Origin of the sequence: Rhodococcus jostii RHA1 (assembly GCF_000014565.1) — a bacterium.
Lineage (GTDB): Bacteria > Actinomycetota > Actinomycetes > Mycobacteriales > Mycobacteriaceae > Rhodococcus_F > Rhodococcus_F jostii_A.
This window is the reverse complement of record NC_008268.1, coordinates 3,897,001-3,910,882: the sequence shown is the minus strand read 5'-3', so window position 1 is coordinate 3,910,882 and position 13,882 is coordinate 3,897,001. Positions and strand designations below refer to the sequence as shown.

Genomic DNA, 13,882 nt, shown 5'->3' with positions numbered 1-13,882 from the left:
GCGAGAAAAAGACGCTGGAACCTCGAACGTTCCCGCCACAGAAGGAGGTGGACTGCCGTGCAAGGTTTGATTCTGCAACTCACACGAGCAGGTTTCCTGCTTCTGCTGTGGCTTTTCGTGTGGACCGTTCTGCGGGCGTTGCGCGGCGACATCTACGCGGGATCCGGCGTCCGTGTGCCGCCCCGATATTCGCGCAGCGGCAACGTCCTGCCGTCGCTGGGTAAGACCAAGACGGCCAAGTATCTGGTGGTGACGCAGGGCGGCCTCGCCGGCACCCGCATCACCCTCGGCACCCAGCCCGTCCTCATCGGCCGGGCCGACGACTCCACCCTCGTCCTCACCGACGACTACGCCTCCACCCGCCACGCTCGGCTCTCCCCGCGAGGCGCCGACTGGTACGTCGAAGACCTCGGCTCGACCAACGGCACGTACCTGGATCGCGCCAAGGTCACCACATCTGTCCGCGTGCCGCTCGGTACCCCTGTACGGGTCGGCAAAACGGTAATCGAGTTGCGCCCGTGACCCTCGTCCTCCGCTATGCCGCCCGCAGTGACCGTGGCCTCGTCCGTTCCAACAACGAAGATTCCGTCTACGCCGGTGCCCGCCTGCTGGCGCTCGCGGACGGCATGGGCGGTCACGCGGCCGGTGAGGTCGCGTCGCAGTTGATGATCGCGGCCCTCGCGCATCTCGACGACGACGAGCCCGGCGAAGACCTTCTCGGCAAGCTCGAGGCCGCCACCCGGGAGGGCAACGACTCCATCGCCGACCACGTCGAGGAGGACCCCGAACTCGACGGCATGGGCACCACGCTCACCGCAATCCTGTTCTCCGGCAACAAGCTCGGGCTGGTCCACATCGGCGACTCCCGCGCCTACCTGCTCCGCGACGACTCCCTCGCGCAGATCACCCGGGACGACACGTTCGTGCAGTCCCTCGTCGACGAGGGACGGATCACCGCCGAGCAGGCGCACACCCACCCGCAGCGGTCGCTGATCATGCGCGCCCTCACCGGCAACGAGATCGAGCCGACGCTGACGGTCCGCGAGGCGCGCGCAGGCGACCGTTACCTGCTGTGCTCCGACGGACTGTCGGACGTGGTCAGCGACGAGACCATCGAGAACACGATGCGTGAGGGCTCGCAGGACGAGTGCGCCGACAGGCTCATCGAACTCGCCCTGCGCAGCGGCGGCCCGGACAACGTGACGGTCGTCGTCGCCGACGTCATCGACCTCGACTACGGGCAGAGCCACCCCATCGTCGCCGGTGCGGCCTCCGCCGACGACGAAGAGGACACACCGCCGCCCAACACGGCCGCGGGTCGCGCCGCCGCGATGCGTCCGCCGCGGGCCACCCCGAAGCGGGTCGTCCCGCAGGTCGAGGAACCGCCGACGAAGAAGAAGCGTCACCGCATGTGGTGGGCTGCGCTCGCGCTCGGTCTGATCGTCGTGGTCGCCGTCGCTGCCTTCGTGGGGCGGGCTCTGGTCCGCAACAACTACTACGTCGGCGCCGACGGCGAACGCGTCACCGTGCTGCGCGGAGTTCCCGGCTCGGTGCTGGGTTACTCGCTGCAGGAAGCGAATCTCGTCGGCTGTGTGAGCGATGCCGGCGACCTGACGTTGATGTCGCCGACCGAATCACCCAGCGGGTGCACCATCCTCGAGGTCGACGACCTCCAGCCGTCCGCCCGCGAGCAGGTGCGTGCCGGGCTGCCCTCGGGCAAGCTCGACGACGTCCGCAACCAGATGACGCGGCTCGCCCAGAACGATCTGCTCCCGGTCTGCGAGTCGGAGTCGTCCACCACCACGACCACTCCGGCACCGACTCCGGCTCCCGTCCCGGAGACCACGCCGCCGCCCGCGCCTGTTCCCCCGGCGGAGGTACCGCCCGCTCCGGCGCCTGCCACACCCCCGACTCCGACCGCCACCCCGGCGCCGACCGTGACCCAGGTTCCCGGTCAGAACTGCAGGACGGCTAGCTGATGTCGGTCGCAAGTGCATCACCGGGGGCGCAGTTTCCCAGTCCCCCCGGCGGGTTCGCGCCAGCCCCCGTCCAGTCGACGCGTCGGGGCACCGAGCTGATCCTGATCGGTTTCGCGATCCTGATCACGACGATCTCGCTGGTGCTGGTCGAGGCCAGCCAGGAACAGAGCATCACCTGGGACCTCGCCAAGTACGCCGCCGCCTACTCGGCGCTGTTTCTGATCGCGCATCTCGCGGTGCGCCGGTTCGCGCCGTACGCCGACCCCCTGATCCTGCCGATCGTCGCGCTGCTCAACGGCCTCGGACTGGTGCTGATCCACCGACTCGACCTCGCCGACGCACAGTCCGCCGCCTACTTCGGGTTGCCCGTCCCGTCGCCGGACGCCAACCAGCAGGTGCTGTGGACGACGCTGGCCATCGCCGGTTTCGTTGCCGTGCTGGTGCTGCTCAAGGACTACCGCCTCCTGGCCCGCTACAGCTACACGCTGGGCCTGGCCGGACTGGTGTTCCTCGCCATCCCGGCGATCCTGCCGTCCAGCTTCTCCGAGGTGAACGGCGCGAAGATCTGGATCCGCCTCCCCGGCTTCAGCATTCAGCCCGGTGAGTTCGCGAAGATCCTCCTGATCATCTTCTTCGCGTCGGTGCTGGTCGCGAAGCGCGACCTGTTCACCACCGCAGGCAAGCACGTGTTCGGCATCGACCTCCCCCGCGCCCGCGACCTCGGCCCCATCCTCGTCGCGTGGATGGTGTCGGTGGGTGTGCTGGTCCTGGAGAAGGACCTCGGCACGTCGCTGCTGCTGTTCAGCACCGTGCTGGTGATGCTCTACATCGCCACCGAGCGCGTCGGGTGGCTGCTGATCGGCGTCGGGCTTCTCGGAATCGGCTTCTTCTTCGCCTACCAGCTGTTCGGCCACGTCCGGGTCCGCGTCAGCACCTGGCTCGATCCGCTGGCCGACTACAACAACACCGGTTACCAGATCTCGCAGTCGCTGTTCGGGCTCGCGACCGGAGGCGTGGCCGGAACGGGACTCGGCAGCGGACGACCCGCCCAGGTGCCGTTCGCGAAGACCGACTTCATCGTCGCCACGATCGGTGAGGAGCTCGGTCTGATCGGGCTCGCAGCCGTCCTGATGCTGTTCCTGATCCTCGTCATCCGCGGTCTGCGCACCGCGCTGGCCGTCCGCGACAGCTTCGGCAAGCTCCTCGCGGCCGGTCTGTCGTTCACGATCGCCGTGCAGGTGTTCGTGGTGGTCGGCGGCGTCACCAAGCTGATCCCCCTCACCGGTCTGACGACGCCGTTCATGTCCTACGGTGGGTCGTCGCTGCTCGCCAACTATCTCCTCCTCGCGATCCTGATCAAGATCTCCGACGCCGCCCGTGAGCCGGCCGTCCCGAAGAAGAAGGGCCCCGCACCCATCGCCGACGCCCCGACCGAGATGGTGCCGCGCTCATGAACACACCTCTGCGTCGCGTCGCGATCGCCGTCATGGTGATGGTGGTCGCCCTCCTCGCCAACGCCACCTACGTCCAGGTCATCAAGGCGGACAACCTGCGGGCCGATCCGCGGAACTCGCGCGTGCTGCTCGACGAGTACTCGCGTCAGCGCGGCCAGATCTCGGCGGCCGGCCAGGTGCTCGCGGCGTCCGTCCCGACCGACGACCGCTACAAGTACCTGCGCACCTACCCGCCGAACCCGGCGGCACCGTCCAGCCCGCTGGCCAACGCACCGGTCACCGGTTTCTACTCGATGCAGTACGGCAGCACCGGTCTGGAGCGGTCCGAGGACCCGGTCCTCAACGGTTCCGACAACCGGCTGTTCGGACGCCGCTTCTTCGACCTGGTGTCCGGGCGCGACCCGCGCGGCGGCAACGTGGTGACCACCATCAACCCGGTCATGCAGCAGGTGGCGTACGACCAGCTGACGGCGAAGGGTTACACCGGTTCGGTCGTCGCGATCGAACCGAGCACCGGACGCATCCTCACGATGGTCAGCACCCCGAGCTACGACCCCAACTCGCTCGCCAGCCACGACGGCACCGAGACCACCCAGGCGTGGGAGGCCCTGAACGCCGACCCGGAGAAGCCGCTGATCAACCGCGCGGTGTCGCAGACGTACCCGCCCGGCTCCACGTTCAAGGTGGTGGTGACCGCCGCCGCGCTCGCCGCCGGAACCACCCCCGACACCCAGCTGACCGCGGCCCCGCAGATCACCCTTCCCGGCACGTCGACGACGCTCGAGAACTACAACGGCTCCACGTGTGGCGGCGCCCCCACCGCGTCGCTGCGTGAGGCGTTCGCGCGGTCCTGCAACACGGCGTTCGTCGAACTCGGTGTGAAGACCGGCACCGACGCCGTCAGCGACCAGTCCAGCGCGCTCGGCATCGGTGGGCAGATGCCCGGCGTCCCGTTCCCCGTCGCGGACAGCACGATCGGGTCGATCCCCGACGACGCTGCACTCGGCCAGAGCAGTATCGGCCAGCGTGACGTCGCGCTCACTCCGCTGCAGAACGCGATGATCGCGGCTACCGTCGCCAACGGTGGCGTGCGGATGCAACCGCAACTGGTGTCCGAACTGCAGGGGCCGGACCTGTCCAACCTCGCGACCACCAACCCGGTGTCCGAAGGCCAGGCGATGTCGTCCCAGGTGGCGGCCACCCTGACCGACCTGATGATCGGTTCCGAGAACAACACCAGCGGCGAAGGCAAGATCCCGGGCGTCCAGATCGCGTCCAAGACGGGCACCGCCGAGCACGGGACCGACCCTCGGAACACCCCGCCCCACGCCTGGTACATCGGATTCGCACCCGCCCAGAACCCGACCGTGGCCATCGCGGTCATCGTCGAGGACGGCGGAGATCGTGCACTGGCCGCAACCGGCGGCTCGGTGGCTGCACCTATCGGCCGTGCCGTCATCGCAGCCGGACTACAAGGGGGCTGATTGTGGCACTGAACAACGGCGCGCTGATCGCCAATCGATACCGCCTGATCCGGCTCATCGCCACGGGCGGAATGGGACAGGTCTGGGAAGCGACGGACAACCGGCTCAACCGTCGTGTCGCGGTGAAAGTACTGAAGTCCGAGTTCTCATCCGACCCGGAGTTCGTCGAACGTTTCCGTTTCGAGGCGCGTACCACCGCGCAGCTGAACCATTCCGGTATCGCCGGAATCTACGACTACGGCGAGGTCCGCGACGCCACCGGCGATTCCACCGCCTACCTGGTGATGGAACTCGTCAACGGTGAGCCGCTCAACGCCGTCCTCTCCCGGGTGGGCCGTCTCGCGGTGCCGCACGCCCTGGACATGCTCGAGCAGACCGGCCGGGCGCTGCAGGTGGCGCACGACGCCGGCGTGGTGCACCGCGACGTGAAGCCCGGCAACATCCTGATCACCCCCACCGGCCAGGTGAAGATCACCGACTTCGGCATCGCGAAGGCCGTGGAGAACTCGCCGATCACGCGGACCGGCATGGTGATGGGCACCGCGCAGTACATCGCCCCCGAGCAGGCGCTCGGACAGGACGCGACCGCGGCGAGCGACGTGTACTCCCTCGGCATCGTCGGCTACGAGGCGCTGTCCGGACGTCGCCCGTTCGTCGGCGACGGCGCCATCACCGTCGCGATGAAGCACGTGCAGGAGGCGCCGGCACCGCTGCCGAGCGACCTGCCGCCCAACATCCGCGAACTCATCGACATCACGATCGCGAAGGATCCGAGCACCCGTTACGCCAGTGGCGGAGAGTTCGCCGACGCGGTCGCGGCGGTCCGGGCGGGCAGGCGTCCCCCGCCGCCCGGCGTGTCGGGTACCGGGGCGGCGCGGGTGCTGCCCCCGCCGATGACCGGTGCAACCCAGATGATGCCGCCCTCGCAGACCGCATACGCGGGACCGGTCACCGGGCAGGTGCCGCCGGACGACTCGAACGGTGGCGGCAAGAAGGGCGGACTGACCAGCGGCCAGAAGGCCGTGGCCTGGGGTGCGGGCGGTCTGCTCCTGCTGGCGGCGATCGTCGGGCTCGCGCTCGTCCTGTTCGACGGTGGTGACACGAAGGAACCGACGTCGCCGGCGATTACGTCGTCGCTGCGGACGATCACGACGACACCGCGGCCGACGACCACCACGACGACCGAGGAACAGACGTACACCACCGAGCCGACGTACACGACGACCACCACCCAGCCGTTCACGACGACCACCACCCAGCCGCCGACCACGACGACGACAGAGCCGACGACGACTACCACCACGACCACCACCGCACCCACGACGACGACCACGACGACCACGTCGGAGGAGTCAACTACTCCGACCCCACAAGGACTGCCATGACGACACCGCGCAACCTCTCCTCACGCTACGAGCTGGGTGAGATTCTCGGCTTCGGTGGCATGTCCGAGGTCCACCTCGCCCGCGACGTCCGACTCAGCCGTGACGTCGCGATCAAGGTCCTGCGCGCCGACCTGGCCCGCGACCCCACGTTCTACCTCCGGTTCCGCCGCGAGGCGCAGAACGCGGCGGCGCTGAACCATCCGGCGATCGTGGCCGTCTACGACACCGGCGAGGCGGAAACCGAAGCGGGACCGCTGCCGTACATCGTGATGGAGTACGTCGACGGCGACACGTTGCGGGACATCGTGCGCAGCGAGGGCCCGATGGCACCGCGCCGCGCGATGGAAGTCATCTCGGACGTGTGCGCGGCGCTCGACTTCAGCCACCGCAACGGCATCGTGCACCGCGACGTGAAACCCGCCAACGTGATGATCAACCGTGCGGGTGCGGTGAAGGTGATGGACTTCGGCATCGCGCGAGCGATCTCCGACGCGTCCAGCCCCATGACGCAGACGGCCGCCGTCATCGGCACCGCCCAGTACCTGTCGCCCGAGCAGGCCCGCGGCGAGCAGGTCGACGCCCGCTCCGACGTGTACTCCCTCGGGTGCGTGCTGTTCGAGATCCTCACCGGCGAACCCCCGTTCAAGGGTGACTCCCCGGTCGCGGTCGCATACCAGCACGTGCGGGAGGACCCGCAGACACCGTCCGCGGTCAACCCGGACATTCCGCGTGAGCTCGACTCGGTGATCCTCAAGGCGATGAGCAAGAACCCCGCCAACCGCTACCAGACCGCCGCGGACATGCGAAGCGACCTGGTCCGGGTGCTCGGCGGGCAGCGCCCCAGCGCGCCTATGGTCATGAGCGACGAGGACCGCACCACGATCCTCGGTGCCGTCGACACCGGCGCGGGGAACTACCGGCGCCAGCAGTCGCCGACCCCGGCCACCGCGTCGAAGACGGACGGCGGCGAGCCCGACAAGAAGAAGAACCCGATGCGGGTGGCGCTGATGGCGCTGGGCGCCCTCATCGTCGTCGGCGTCGTCGGCGCGTTCCTGTGGTCCGTGGGACCGGGTTCGAAGGCCGATCAGGTGACCATGCCGGACGTCACGAACCAGGCCGCGGACGACGCCGAGACAACACTGCAGAACCTCGGTTTCCGCGTCGCCCGGCAACAGAAACCGGACGCCGTCGTGGCGACCGGCAATGTCATCACCACCCGGCCCGTCGGCGGCGTACAGGTGGACGAGGGCAGCACCATCACCCTCGAGGTGTCGTCGGGCCCCGAACAGGTGAAGGTCCCGCGGCTCGCCGGCCTCACCCAGCAGGAAGCCCAGCAGGAGCTGAACGCGGTGGGACTGCGGCTCGACACCGCTGTCGCACGCGCACCGTCCGACGTATCCGACGTCGACAAGGTGATCGACCAGAACCCGTCCTCCGGGGCGAGCATCTCCCTCGACTCCGAAGTCGCCGTCACGCTGGGCACCGGGCCGGAGCAGATCCGCATCCCCGACGTGACCGGTCAGAAGGTCGAGGTCGCGCAGGCGAACATCGAGGGCGCCGGTTTCAAGGCGCAGATCCAGAACATCGACTCCGGTGCGCCGAAGGGCCAGGTCGTCTCCACCGATCCCGTCGGCGGCTCCACCGCAGCCAAGGGTGACACCATCCAGATCCGGGTGTCGAACGGCAACAACATCGAGATGCCGGACCTGACGGGCAAGACCGTGTCGCAGGCGCTCGCCGAACTGCGCAGCGCCGGCTGGAGCGGGTCGTCGAGCTCGCTGAATCAGACGCAGACGTCCACCCTGGACCCGGAGATGGTCGGCAAGATCATCAGCCAGGAACAGCCGCCGGGATCGGAGATCACCAAGAACGGTGTCGTCTCCGTCGGTGTCGGCGCGCTGGGCATCCCGCGGTAGGCGGCTCCGCCACCCGTGCGTGGTTGAGGAGTCTCTGGACTCGTCAACCACTCACGGGCGCTACGCGCCCAATGCTTGCGCGACCTCGGTCTCGAGGGTGGCGACGAGGGATTCCTTCGGGGCTTCGCCGCAGACGGTGAGCCAGTTGGCGAGCATGCGGTGCCCGCCTTCGGTGAGCACGGACTCCGGGTGGAACTGGACGCCGTGGATCGGCAGTTCGCGGTGCCGCATCGCCATCACGATGCCGCTGTCGGTGTGGGCGGTGACCTCGAGTTCGTCCGGGATGGTGTCTTCCAGGACGGTCAGTGAGTGGTAGCGGGTGGCGGTGAACGGGTCGGGCAGACCCGTGAGAACGCCCCCGCCGGTGTGGTGGACGACGCTGGTCTTGCCGTGCAGGAGTTCGGGTGCCCGGTCGACGGTGGCGCCGAACGCGGCCCCGATCGCCTGGTGTCCGAGGCACACCCCGAGGAGCGGCGTCCTGGCGGCGGCACACGCCGTGACCAGGTCCATCGTCGCGCCTGCCCGCTGCGGTGTGCCCGGGCCCGGGCTCAGCAGAATGCCGTCGAACTCGGCCGCCGCCGCCGCGACGGCGTCGGGCCCGGTGAGGTTCGGATCGTCGTTGCGCCAGACCACGGCCCGCGTTCCCAGCTGTCCGAGGTACTGGACCAGGTTGAACACGAAGCTGTCGTAGTTGTCGACGACGAGAATCCTCATGGAAGCAGGGTATTCTGCCCGCCTCGCACCCTGCACGGCCGGGGACGGTTCGGGCTCAGTGCCCCGCGTAACCGGGCACGGACAATTGGCCGGACGCCGCCTCCGAGTAGCCGAGGCCGAACCGCGTCGCGTACTGCTTGAATACCCGGATTCCGGGTTCGTTGGCGAGCGCCGCCTCCAGTCGCGCGGGGTCCCCGATCGCCGACATCACATAGGGCGGGCTGTATGTGCGACCGTGCAGCAGCAGGGTGTTGCCGATACAGCGCGGCGCCGACGTGTTCACGATCCGCTGGTCCTGCATGCTGATCGCCTCGGCACCGCCCACCCACAGTGCGTTCAGCACACTCTGGACGTCCTGCTGGTGGACGACGAGATCGTCCGGCGACGCGTCGACGGGGTACTTGCCGTCCGCGTCGCGGGGTGCGTCGGTGAGTGTGACGGTGACGCCGGGACCGGTCATCGGTGTGAGTCCGGCATCCGTGGCGAGCGCCTTGCTGTCGGCGAGCGCCTGCGCGACACCGCTGTCGGACGCGGCGGCGTCCTGCTGCAGCGATTCGACCTGCGCCGCCAGCCGGTCGCGGGTCTCGGCCACCTGGTCGGTCTCGGACTGGGCGTTGCGCACGAGGTCGGACAGTCGGGTGGAATCGCCGGCGCGGATCTCGTTGCCGTGCGACACCTGACGGGTGGTTGCCACCAGCAGACCGGCCACGAGACACACCACCAGCACCGCGATCCGCCAGAAGATCGACCTGGTCACCGGTGTTTCCGTCCCCTCGTCCTCGCCGCGCGAATCACGGCTACGTTAGCGTGTACACACGCAGGTATTTCCGAATCTACCTGCCCCCATTCCTGTTGAGCCGCACGAACGAGGACGTCATGCCGAAGTCGAAGGTCCGAAAGAAGACCGATTACACGATCAACCCTGCGAGCCGCACCCCGGTGAAGGTGAAGGCCGGCCCCTCGAGCACCCTGTACGTCTCGGTGATGCTCGGGTTCATGCTGGTGGGCCTGGTGTGGCTGCTCGTCTACTACCTGGCCGCCGACCAGCTCGAGTGGATGAACAACCTCGGTGCCTACAACTTCCTCATCGGATTCGGCTTCATGGTGGTCGGTCTGATCATGACGATGCGCTGGCGTTGACCATCACAATTACACCGATGTCATTCATCCCCAATGTGGACAACCCCTGTGGATAGCCGCAGGTCGAGTGCTGATGTCTGCTGACGAGGCACCGCTGGAGTGGTCGACGCCCCTCGCCGCGGTGATCGCTCTCGCCGCGGGCGGAGTCGCGTTGGGGGTCGCGGGACTTTCCGTGTCGACCGAGCCGGCGGGCCGTGTCCTCGTGTGCGTCGCCGCCCTCGGGCTGCTGCTGACCGCCGCGTCCGCGCTCCGGCAACGCCCGCGCCTCGCCGTCGACAAGGAAGGCGGCGGGATCGTGGTGAACCGGCTGAGCGGCCGCCACGCGTATGCCCGGTCGGAGATCGAACGCGCGCGGCTCGTCCGCTATCCCCGGCTGGGCCGCCGGGTGCCGATGCTCGAGATCGACGTCCGCACCGAGGACGGCACCGAACGACTCATGATCTTCGGCCGGTGGGATCTCGGCACCAATCCGGAGGACGTGTTCGATGCGCTCGCGGTGCACCGTCTGGTGGGCCGGGGTCAGTAGCCGAAGCTCGCGCGCAGCTGCAGGGTGCGGATCGCGATGACGGCGAGCGGCACCAGCATCACGACGCCGAGGCAGACCCAGCCGACGGTGACGGCCTTCTCCCGGTTGTTCCCGACGCCCAGCAGTTGGGGCCCGTAGAGGGTTCCCGCGGTGGCTGCGGCTCCGGCGACCAGGCCGCCTAGATGCCCCCACAGTGAGATGCCGGGGATCGTGATGCTGATGATCACGTTGATGGCGATCACCGAGATGACCGGTGCGGGGCTGCGTCGCAGACGCAGGAGGATGACGGCCTGGGCGCCCATCAGCCCGAAGACGGCACCCGACGCACCCGCGGTGACCGCGCCGAGTTGGAACAGCATCACCGCGGCGGAACCGCCGAGCAGCGACGCGAAGTACACGCAGGCGTAGCGGGCACGCCCGAGGACCAGTTCGGTGTCGCGGCCGATCACCCACAGCGCGAACATGTTGACGGCCAGGTGGATGATGCCGAAGTGGAGGAATCCGCTGCCCAGCACGCGGACGATCTGCCCGTCCACGACAGCGGGTGGGAACAGCGCCCAGTCCGCAAAGAGCTTCGACCCGGCCTGGTTCTGCATGATGCTGCGGGACTGCGCCGCGGTGATCAGGAAGATGCCGACGTTCGCGGCCATCAGGATGTACGTCACCAGCGGTGTCGGACGCTGTGTGGTCACGGCACCGGCGACGTTACGGACCGGGCGGACGTCCCGCCGTCCGGCGGCGACGCAATCGACACACTGGTAGCCGACGGCCGCTTCGCGCAGGCATTCGGGGCACGCGGGACGACCGCACCGATTGCACGACAGCGCAGTGGGGCGATCGGGGTGGCGGACGCACCGCGGCTGGGGCGGAGTGCCCTCGTTCGCGGCACCGCCCCAGCCGGGGTTGGTCATGTGCTGCCGTTCCCTACGCGATGGTGACGCTGTTGATCACGACCGGCTCGAGCGGACGGTCCGCGCGATCGGTGGCGGTGGTCGAGATGGCGTCGACGACCTTCTTCGATTCCTCGTCGACGACCTCACCGAAGATGGTGTGGCGACGGTTGAGGTGCGGCGTCGGGCCGGTGGTGATGAAGAACTGCGAACCGTTGGTTCCCGGGCCGGCGTTCGCCATGGCCAGGATGTACGCGCGGTCGAACTGCAGTTCCGGGTGGAACTCGTCGCCGAACTTGTAGCCCGGGCCGCCGGCGCCGGTGCCCGTGGGGTCACCGCCCTGGATCATGAATCCGTCGATGACGCGGTGGAAGATGGCGCCGTCATAGAACGGTCCGGAGTCGGTGCCACCGGCGTTGGCGGTGCTGTAGTCCTTCGAACCGTCGGCGAGGCCGACGAAGTTCTCGACGGTCTTGGGCGCGTGGTTGCCGAACAGCGCGATCTTGATGTCGCCGCGGTTGGTGTGCAGCGTTGCGGTTGCGGTCTGATGAGGTGAAGTCACACCACCATGTTGCCATTGTGGGGTTCCGTGTGGTTCCGCCGCGGTGACTCGAGTACTTCGGATCGGTTCGTGCTCCCGGTTCTTGTGACAAAGTGGGGACATGACACGAGCGACGAAGTCCCTCACGAATCTGCTTCCGACCGAACGCGCCGAGACCCTGCAGGAGCAGGTGTCCGAACGAGTCGAGACCGCTCTGGCCCACGTCGAGGATTCGGCTTCCCGCGTCAAAGAATCCGAGGCTGTCGATCAGGCGCGGCGCTACGCACGCTCGGCGGCAATCGCGACGGCCCGCGGTGCCGGCCAGCTCGGTGTGTTCCTCGGCCGTCAGGGGGCCTCACTGGCCAAGAAGGGCTACGAACGCGCCCGGACCGTGCCGGTGAAGAAGGTCGCCCAGGATGTCGTTCGTCCCCTGACCTCGGCCGTAGCACCGGTCGAGGAGAAGAAGTCGCGGAAGGGCCGTCGCATCGCGATTGTCGTCCTGCTCGGCGCCGCCGTCGCCGGGGGCGCGGTGTTCGTCAGGAGCCGTCGCCGCGAGCAGCCGCGCGTCGCATCCGCTCCCCCGAACCTGCGCGACCTCGACAGTGCGGACACGCAGCAGCCCACACCGCCCACGGCGACGAAGCCTCTCACGCCAACCGATCCGTCACTCCCCGGCCAGTAGCGCGCGCTCGCTCAGTGCCGTCCTCGATCACCGGGATTCGCTGGAACGACCCGGGGTCGCGGTTCTCGGTGATCCGGGTCCACTGTTCGGTGAAGTTGGGCGTCCCCACCCACAGCGCGCCGTCGACGCGGGCCAGCATGTCCTGGCCGCCGGCGAACGCGACCTGTCCCCCGTACGAACCGAGGCTCTCGCCGAACACCACCAGTTTCGGCTGCGACTCCTGCGGCAACGCAGCCCATTCGGCGTAGACGGCCTCGAGCAGCGCCCTGCCTGCCACCATCGGTGTCTCCCGGTCGGCGATGAACGCGAGTGGGCTCGGGAGGAACGAGTACTGCATCGACGCGATGGCGGTGTCGCCGTCGCTCAGGTACTCGAGCGAGGACGCGACGTCCTGGTTGACCCAGCCGCGACCGGTCGTCGTGGCGACGGCCAGAACAGCGCGGTCGTAGGCGCCGGTGCGTTTCAGTTCGGCCACCACGTGATGCGCGACCTCCTCGACGGTGCCCGCGGAGTGGCCCGCGTACGCGCGGATCGGCGTGAGCGGCGACGAACGTGCGCCCCTCCTTGCCCAGTGAATCCCACGGTTCCGCCGGGTCCGGTGAGCCCGACCGTTCCGGCGCGGTGGGCTGGGTGACGCCTGAGACCGTGTCGTGGTCGGCGACGGCGAGGCTGCCGTTGGCGAGGGCGAGCAGGGCCGCGTGGAGGGCGCCGTTGACGACGAAGAACAGGACGGCGACGAGCACGACGACACTCGCGATTTTCGCGATCGGTGCGGGGACGTAGCGCAATCCGACGGCGGTGAGTGGCCGCGCGACAGTGCGGAGTCCTCTGCCCGCGGCCAGCAGCAGTGCCGCGACGGCGAACGAGATCACGAGGATCAGCAGGTAATAGGTGCGGTTCGCGCGATCGGCACCGACCAGATCGCGGACGATCTGCTGCCACCACGACCCCAGCACCAGGAAGGTCGGAACGAGGATGACGGCGGCGCCGAGCAGGGTCCACCACCCGATCCGACGGGGTGGAGCGACCGCGCGTACCGCACGGACGTGTCCCACAATCGGGAGGGGACGGACGGTGCGGTCTCCGGCATCTGCGAATCCTGGGTAAACAACCCTCCTGGTGTCCTGTCTTCGTTTCACGGCTTGTACCAGGGGTATCCCGCAGGCAGATG

At 68.4% G+C, this 13,882-nt stretch carries 13 protein-coding genes and 1 pseudogene; 9 read left to right on the top strand and 5 right to left on the bottom strand.

Annotation, left to right across the window (positions count from 1 at the left end):
- Window positions 1-57 precede the first annotated feature (57 nt).
- Genes RHA1_RS17950 through pknB form a run of 6 tightly spaced genes read left to right on the top strand, consistent with a single transcriptional unit; the run spans window position 58 to window position 8,218 of the window.
- On the top strand, window positions 58-522 hold the full coding sequence (locus RHA1_RS17950; RefSeq protein ID WP_005249074.1) for an FHA domain-containing protein FhaB/FipA: 465 nt from the start codon (window positions 58-60) through the stop codon (window positions 520-522).
- Window positions 519-1,979: a PP2C family protein-serine/threonine phosphatase gene (locus tag RHA1_RS17945; protein WP_011596281.1), complete on the top strand. Its 1,461-nt coding sequence runs from the start codon at window positions 519-521 to the stop codon at window positions 1,977-1,979. The genes RHA1_RS17950 and RHA1_RS17945 overlap by 4 nt, the downstream gene beginning before the upstream one ends.
- Window positions 1,979-3,433, top strand: a complete 1,455-nt coding sequence (locus tag RHA1_RS17940) for an FtsW/RodA/SpoVE family cell cycle protein (protein ID WP_009476773.1) — start codon at window positions 1,979-1,981, stop codon at window positions 3,431-3,433. Before RHA1_RS17945 ends, RHA1_RS17940 begins: the two co-directional genes overlap by 1 nt.
- A complete protein-coding gene (locus tag RHA1_RS17935) occupies window positions 3,430-4,917 on the top strand; it encodes a penicillin-binding transpeptidase domain-containing protein (protein ID WP_011596280.1) in 1,488 nt (495 codons plus the stop codon). The genes RHA1_RS17940 and RHA1_RS17935 overlap by 4 nt, the downstream gene beginning before the upstream one ends.
- A gap of 2 nt (window positions 4,918-4,919) precedes the next feature.
- Complete coding sequence (locus tag RHA1_RS17930; RefSeq protein WP_011596279.1) at window positions 4,920-6,302, top strand: protein kinase domain-containing protein; 1,383 nt, start codon at window positions 4,920-4,922, stop codon at window positions 6,300-6,302.
- Window positions 6,299-8,218 carry a Stk1 family PASTA domain-containing Ser/Thr kinase gene (gene pknB / locus RHA1_RS17925; protein WP_011596278.1) on the top strand — a complete coding sequence of 640 codons (1,920 nt, stop codon included), beginning with the start codon at window positions 6,299-6,301 and terminating at the stop codon, window positions 8,216-8,218. The genes RHA1_RS17930 and pknB overlap by 4 nt, the downstream gene beginning before the upstream one ends.
- Before the next feature lie 60 nt (window positions 8,219-8,278).
- Here the strand turns inward: pknB and RHA1_RS17920 are convergent, their stop codons facing one another.
- Both RHA1_RS17920 and RHA1_RS17915 read right to left on the bottom strand, forming a co-directional pair.
- The gene (locus RHA1_RS17920; protein ID WP_011596277.1) at window positions 8,279-8,932 is read right to left on the bottom strand and encodes an aminodeoxychorismate/anthranilate synthase component II; all 654 of its coding nucleotides are present in this window, start codon (window positions 8,930-8,932) and stop codon (window positions 8,279-8,281) included.
- A 55-nt stretch (window positions 8,933-8,987) separates the two neighbouring features.
- Complete coding sequence (locus RHA1_RS17915) at window positions 8,988-9,689, bottom strand: DUF881 domain-containing protein (protein ID WP_009476770.1); 702 nt, start codon at window positions 9,687-9,689, stop codon at window positions 8,988-8,990.
- 119 nt (window positions 9,690-9,808) lie between these two features.
- Here RHA1_RS17915 and crgA point away from each other — a divergent pair, with 119 nt between their 5' ends.
- Both crgA and RHA1_RS17905 read left to right on the top strand, forming a co-directional pair.
- Window positions 9,809-10,072, top strand: coding sequence for a cell division protein CrgA (gene crgA / locus RHA1_RS17910; protein WP_005249082.1), 264 nt, complete (start codon window positions 9,809-9,811; stop codon window positions 10,070-10,072).
- 67 nt (window positions 10,073-10,139) lie between these two features.
- Complete coding sequence (locus RHA1_RS17905) at window positions 10,140-10,598, top strand: PH domain-containing protein (RefSeq protein ID WP_016884704.1); 459 nt, start codon at window positions 10,140-10,142, stop codon at window positions 10,596-10,598.
- On the opposite strand, the gene RHA1_RS17900 is transcribed toward RHA1_RS17905, so the two are convergent.
- Together RHA1_RS17900 and RHA1_RS17895 are read right to left on the bottom strand one after the other, a co-directional pair.
- Complete coding sequence (locus RHA1_RS17900) at window positions 10,592-11,509, bottom strand: rhomboid family intramembrane serine protease (RefSeq protein ID WP_011596275.1); 918 nt, start codon at window positions 11,507-11,509, stop codon at window positions 10,592-10,594. The genes RHA1_RS17905 and RHA1_RS17900 overlap by 7 nt on opposite strands.
- 13 nt (window positions 11,510-11,522) lie before the next feature.
- Complete coding sequence (locus RHA1_RS17895) at window positions 11,523-12,050, bottom strand: peptidylprolyl isomerase (protein ID WP_029539740.1); 528 nt, start codon at window positions 12,048-12,050, stop codon at window positions 11,523-11,525.
- 100 nt (window positions 12,051-12,150) lie between these two features.
- On the opposite strand from RHA1_RS17895, the gene RHA1_RS17890 reads away from it, so the two are divergent.
- Window positions 12,151-12,711 (top strand): hypothetical protein, encoded by a 561-nt coding sequence (locus RHA1_RS17890; protein WP_011596273.1) that lies wholly within the window; start codon window positions 12,151-12,153, stop codon window positions 12,709-12,711.
- Between the two features lie 16 nt (window positions 12,712-12,727).
- Here RHA1_RS17890 and RHA1_RS46210 read toward each other — a convergent pair.
- Window positions 12,728-13,727 (bottom strand): annotated as a pseudogene (locus RHA1_RS46210) (alpha/beta-hydrolase family protein); the annotation flags it as partial.
- Between the last annotated feature and the right edge of the window lie 155 nt (window positions 13,728-13,882).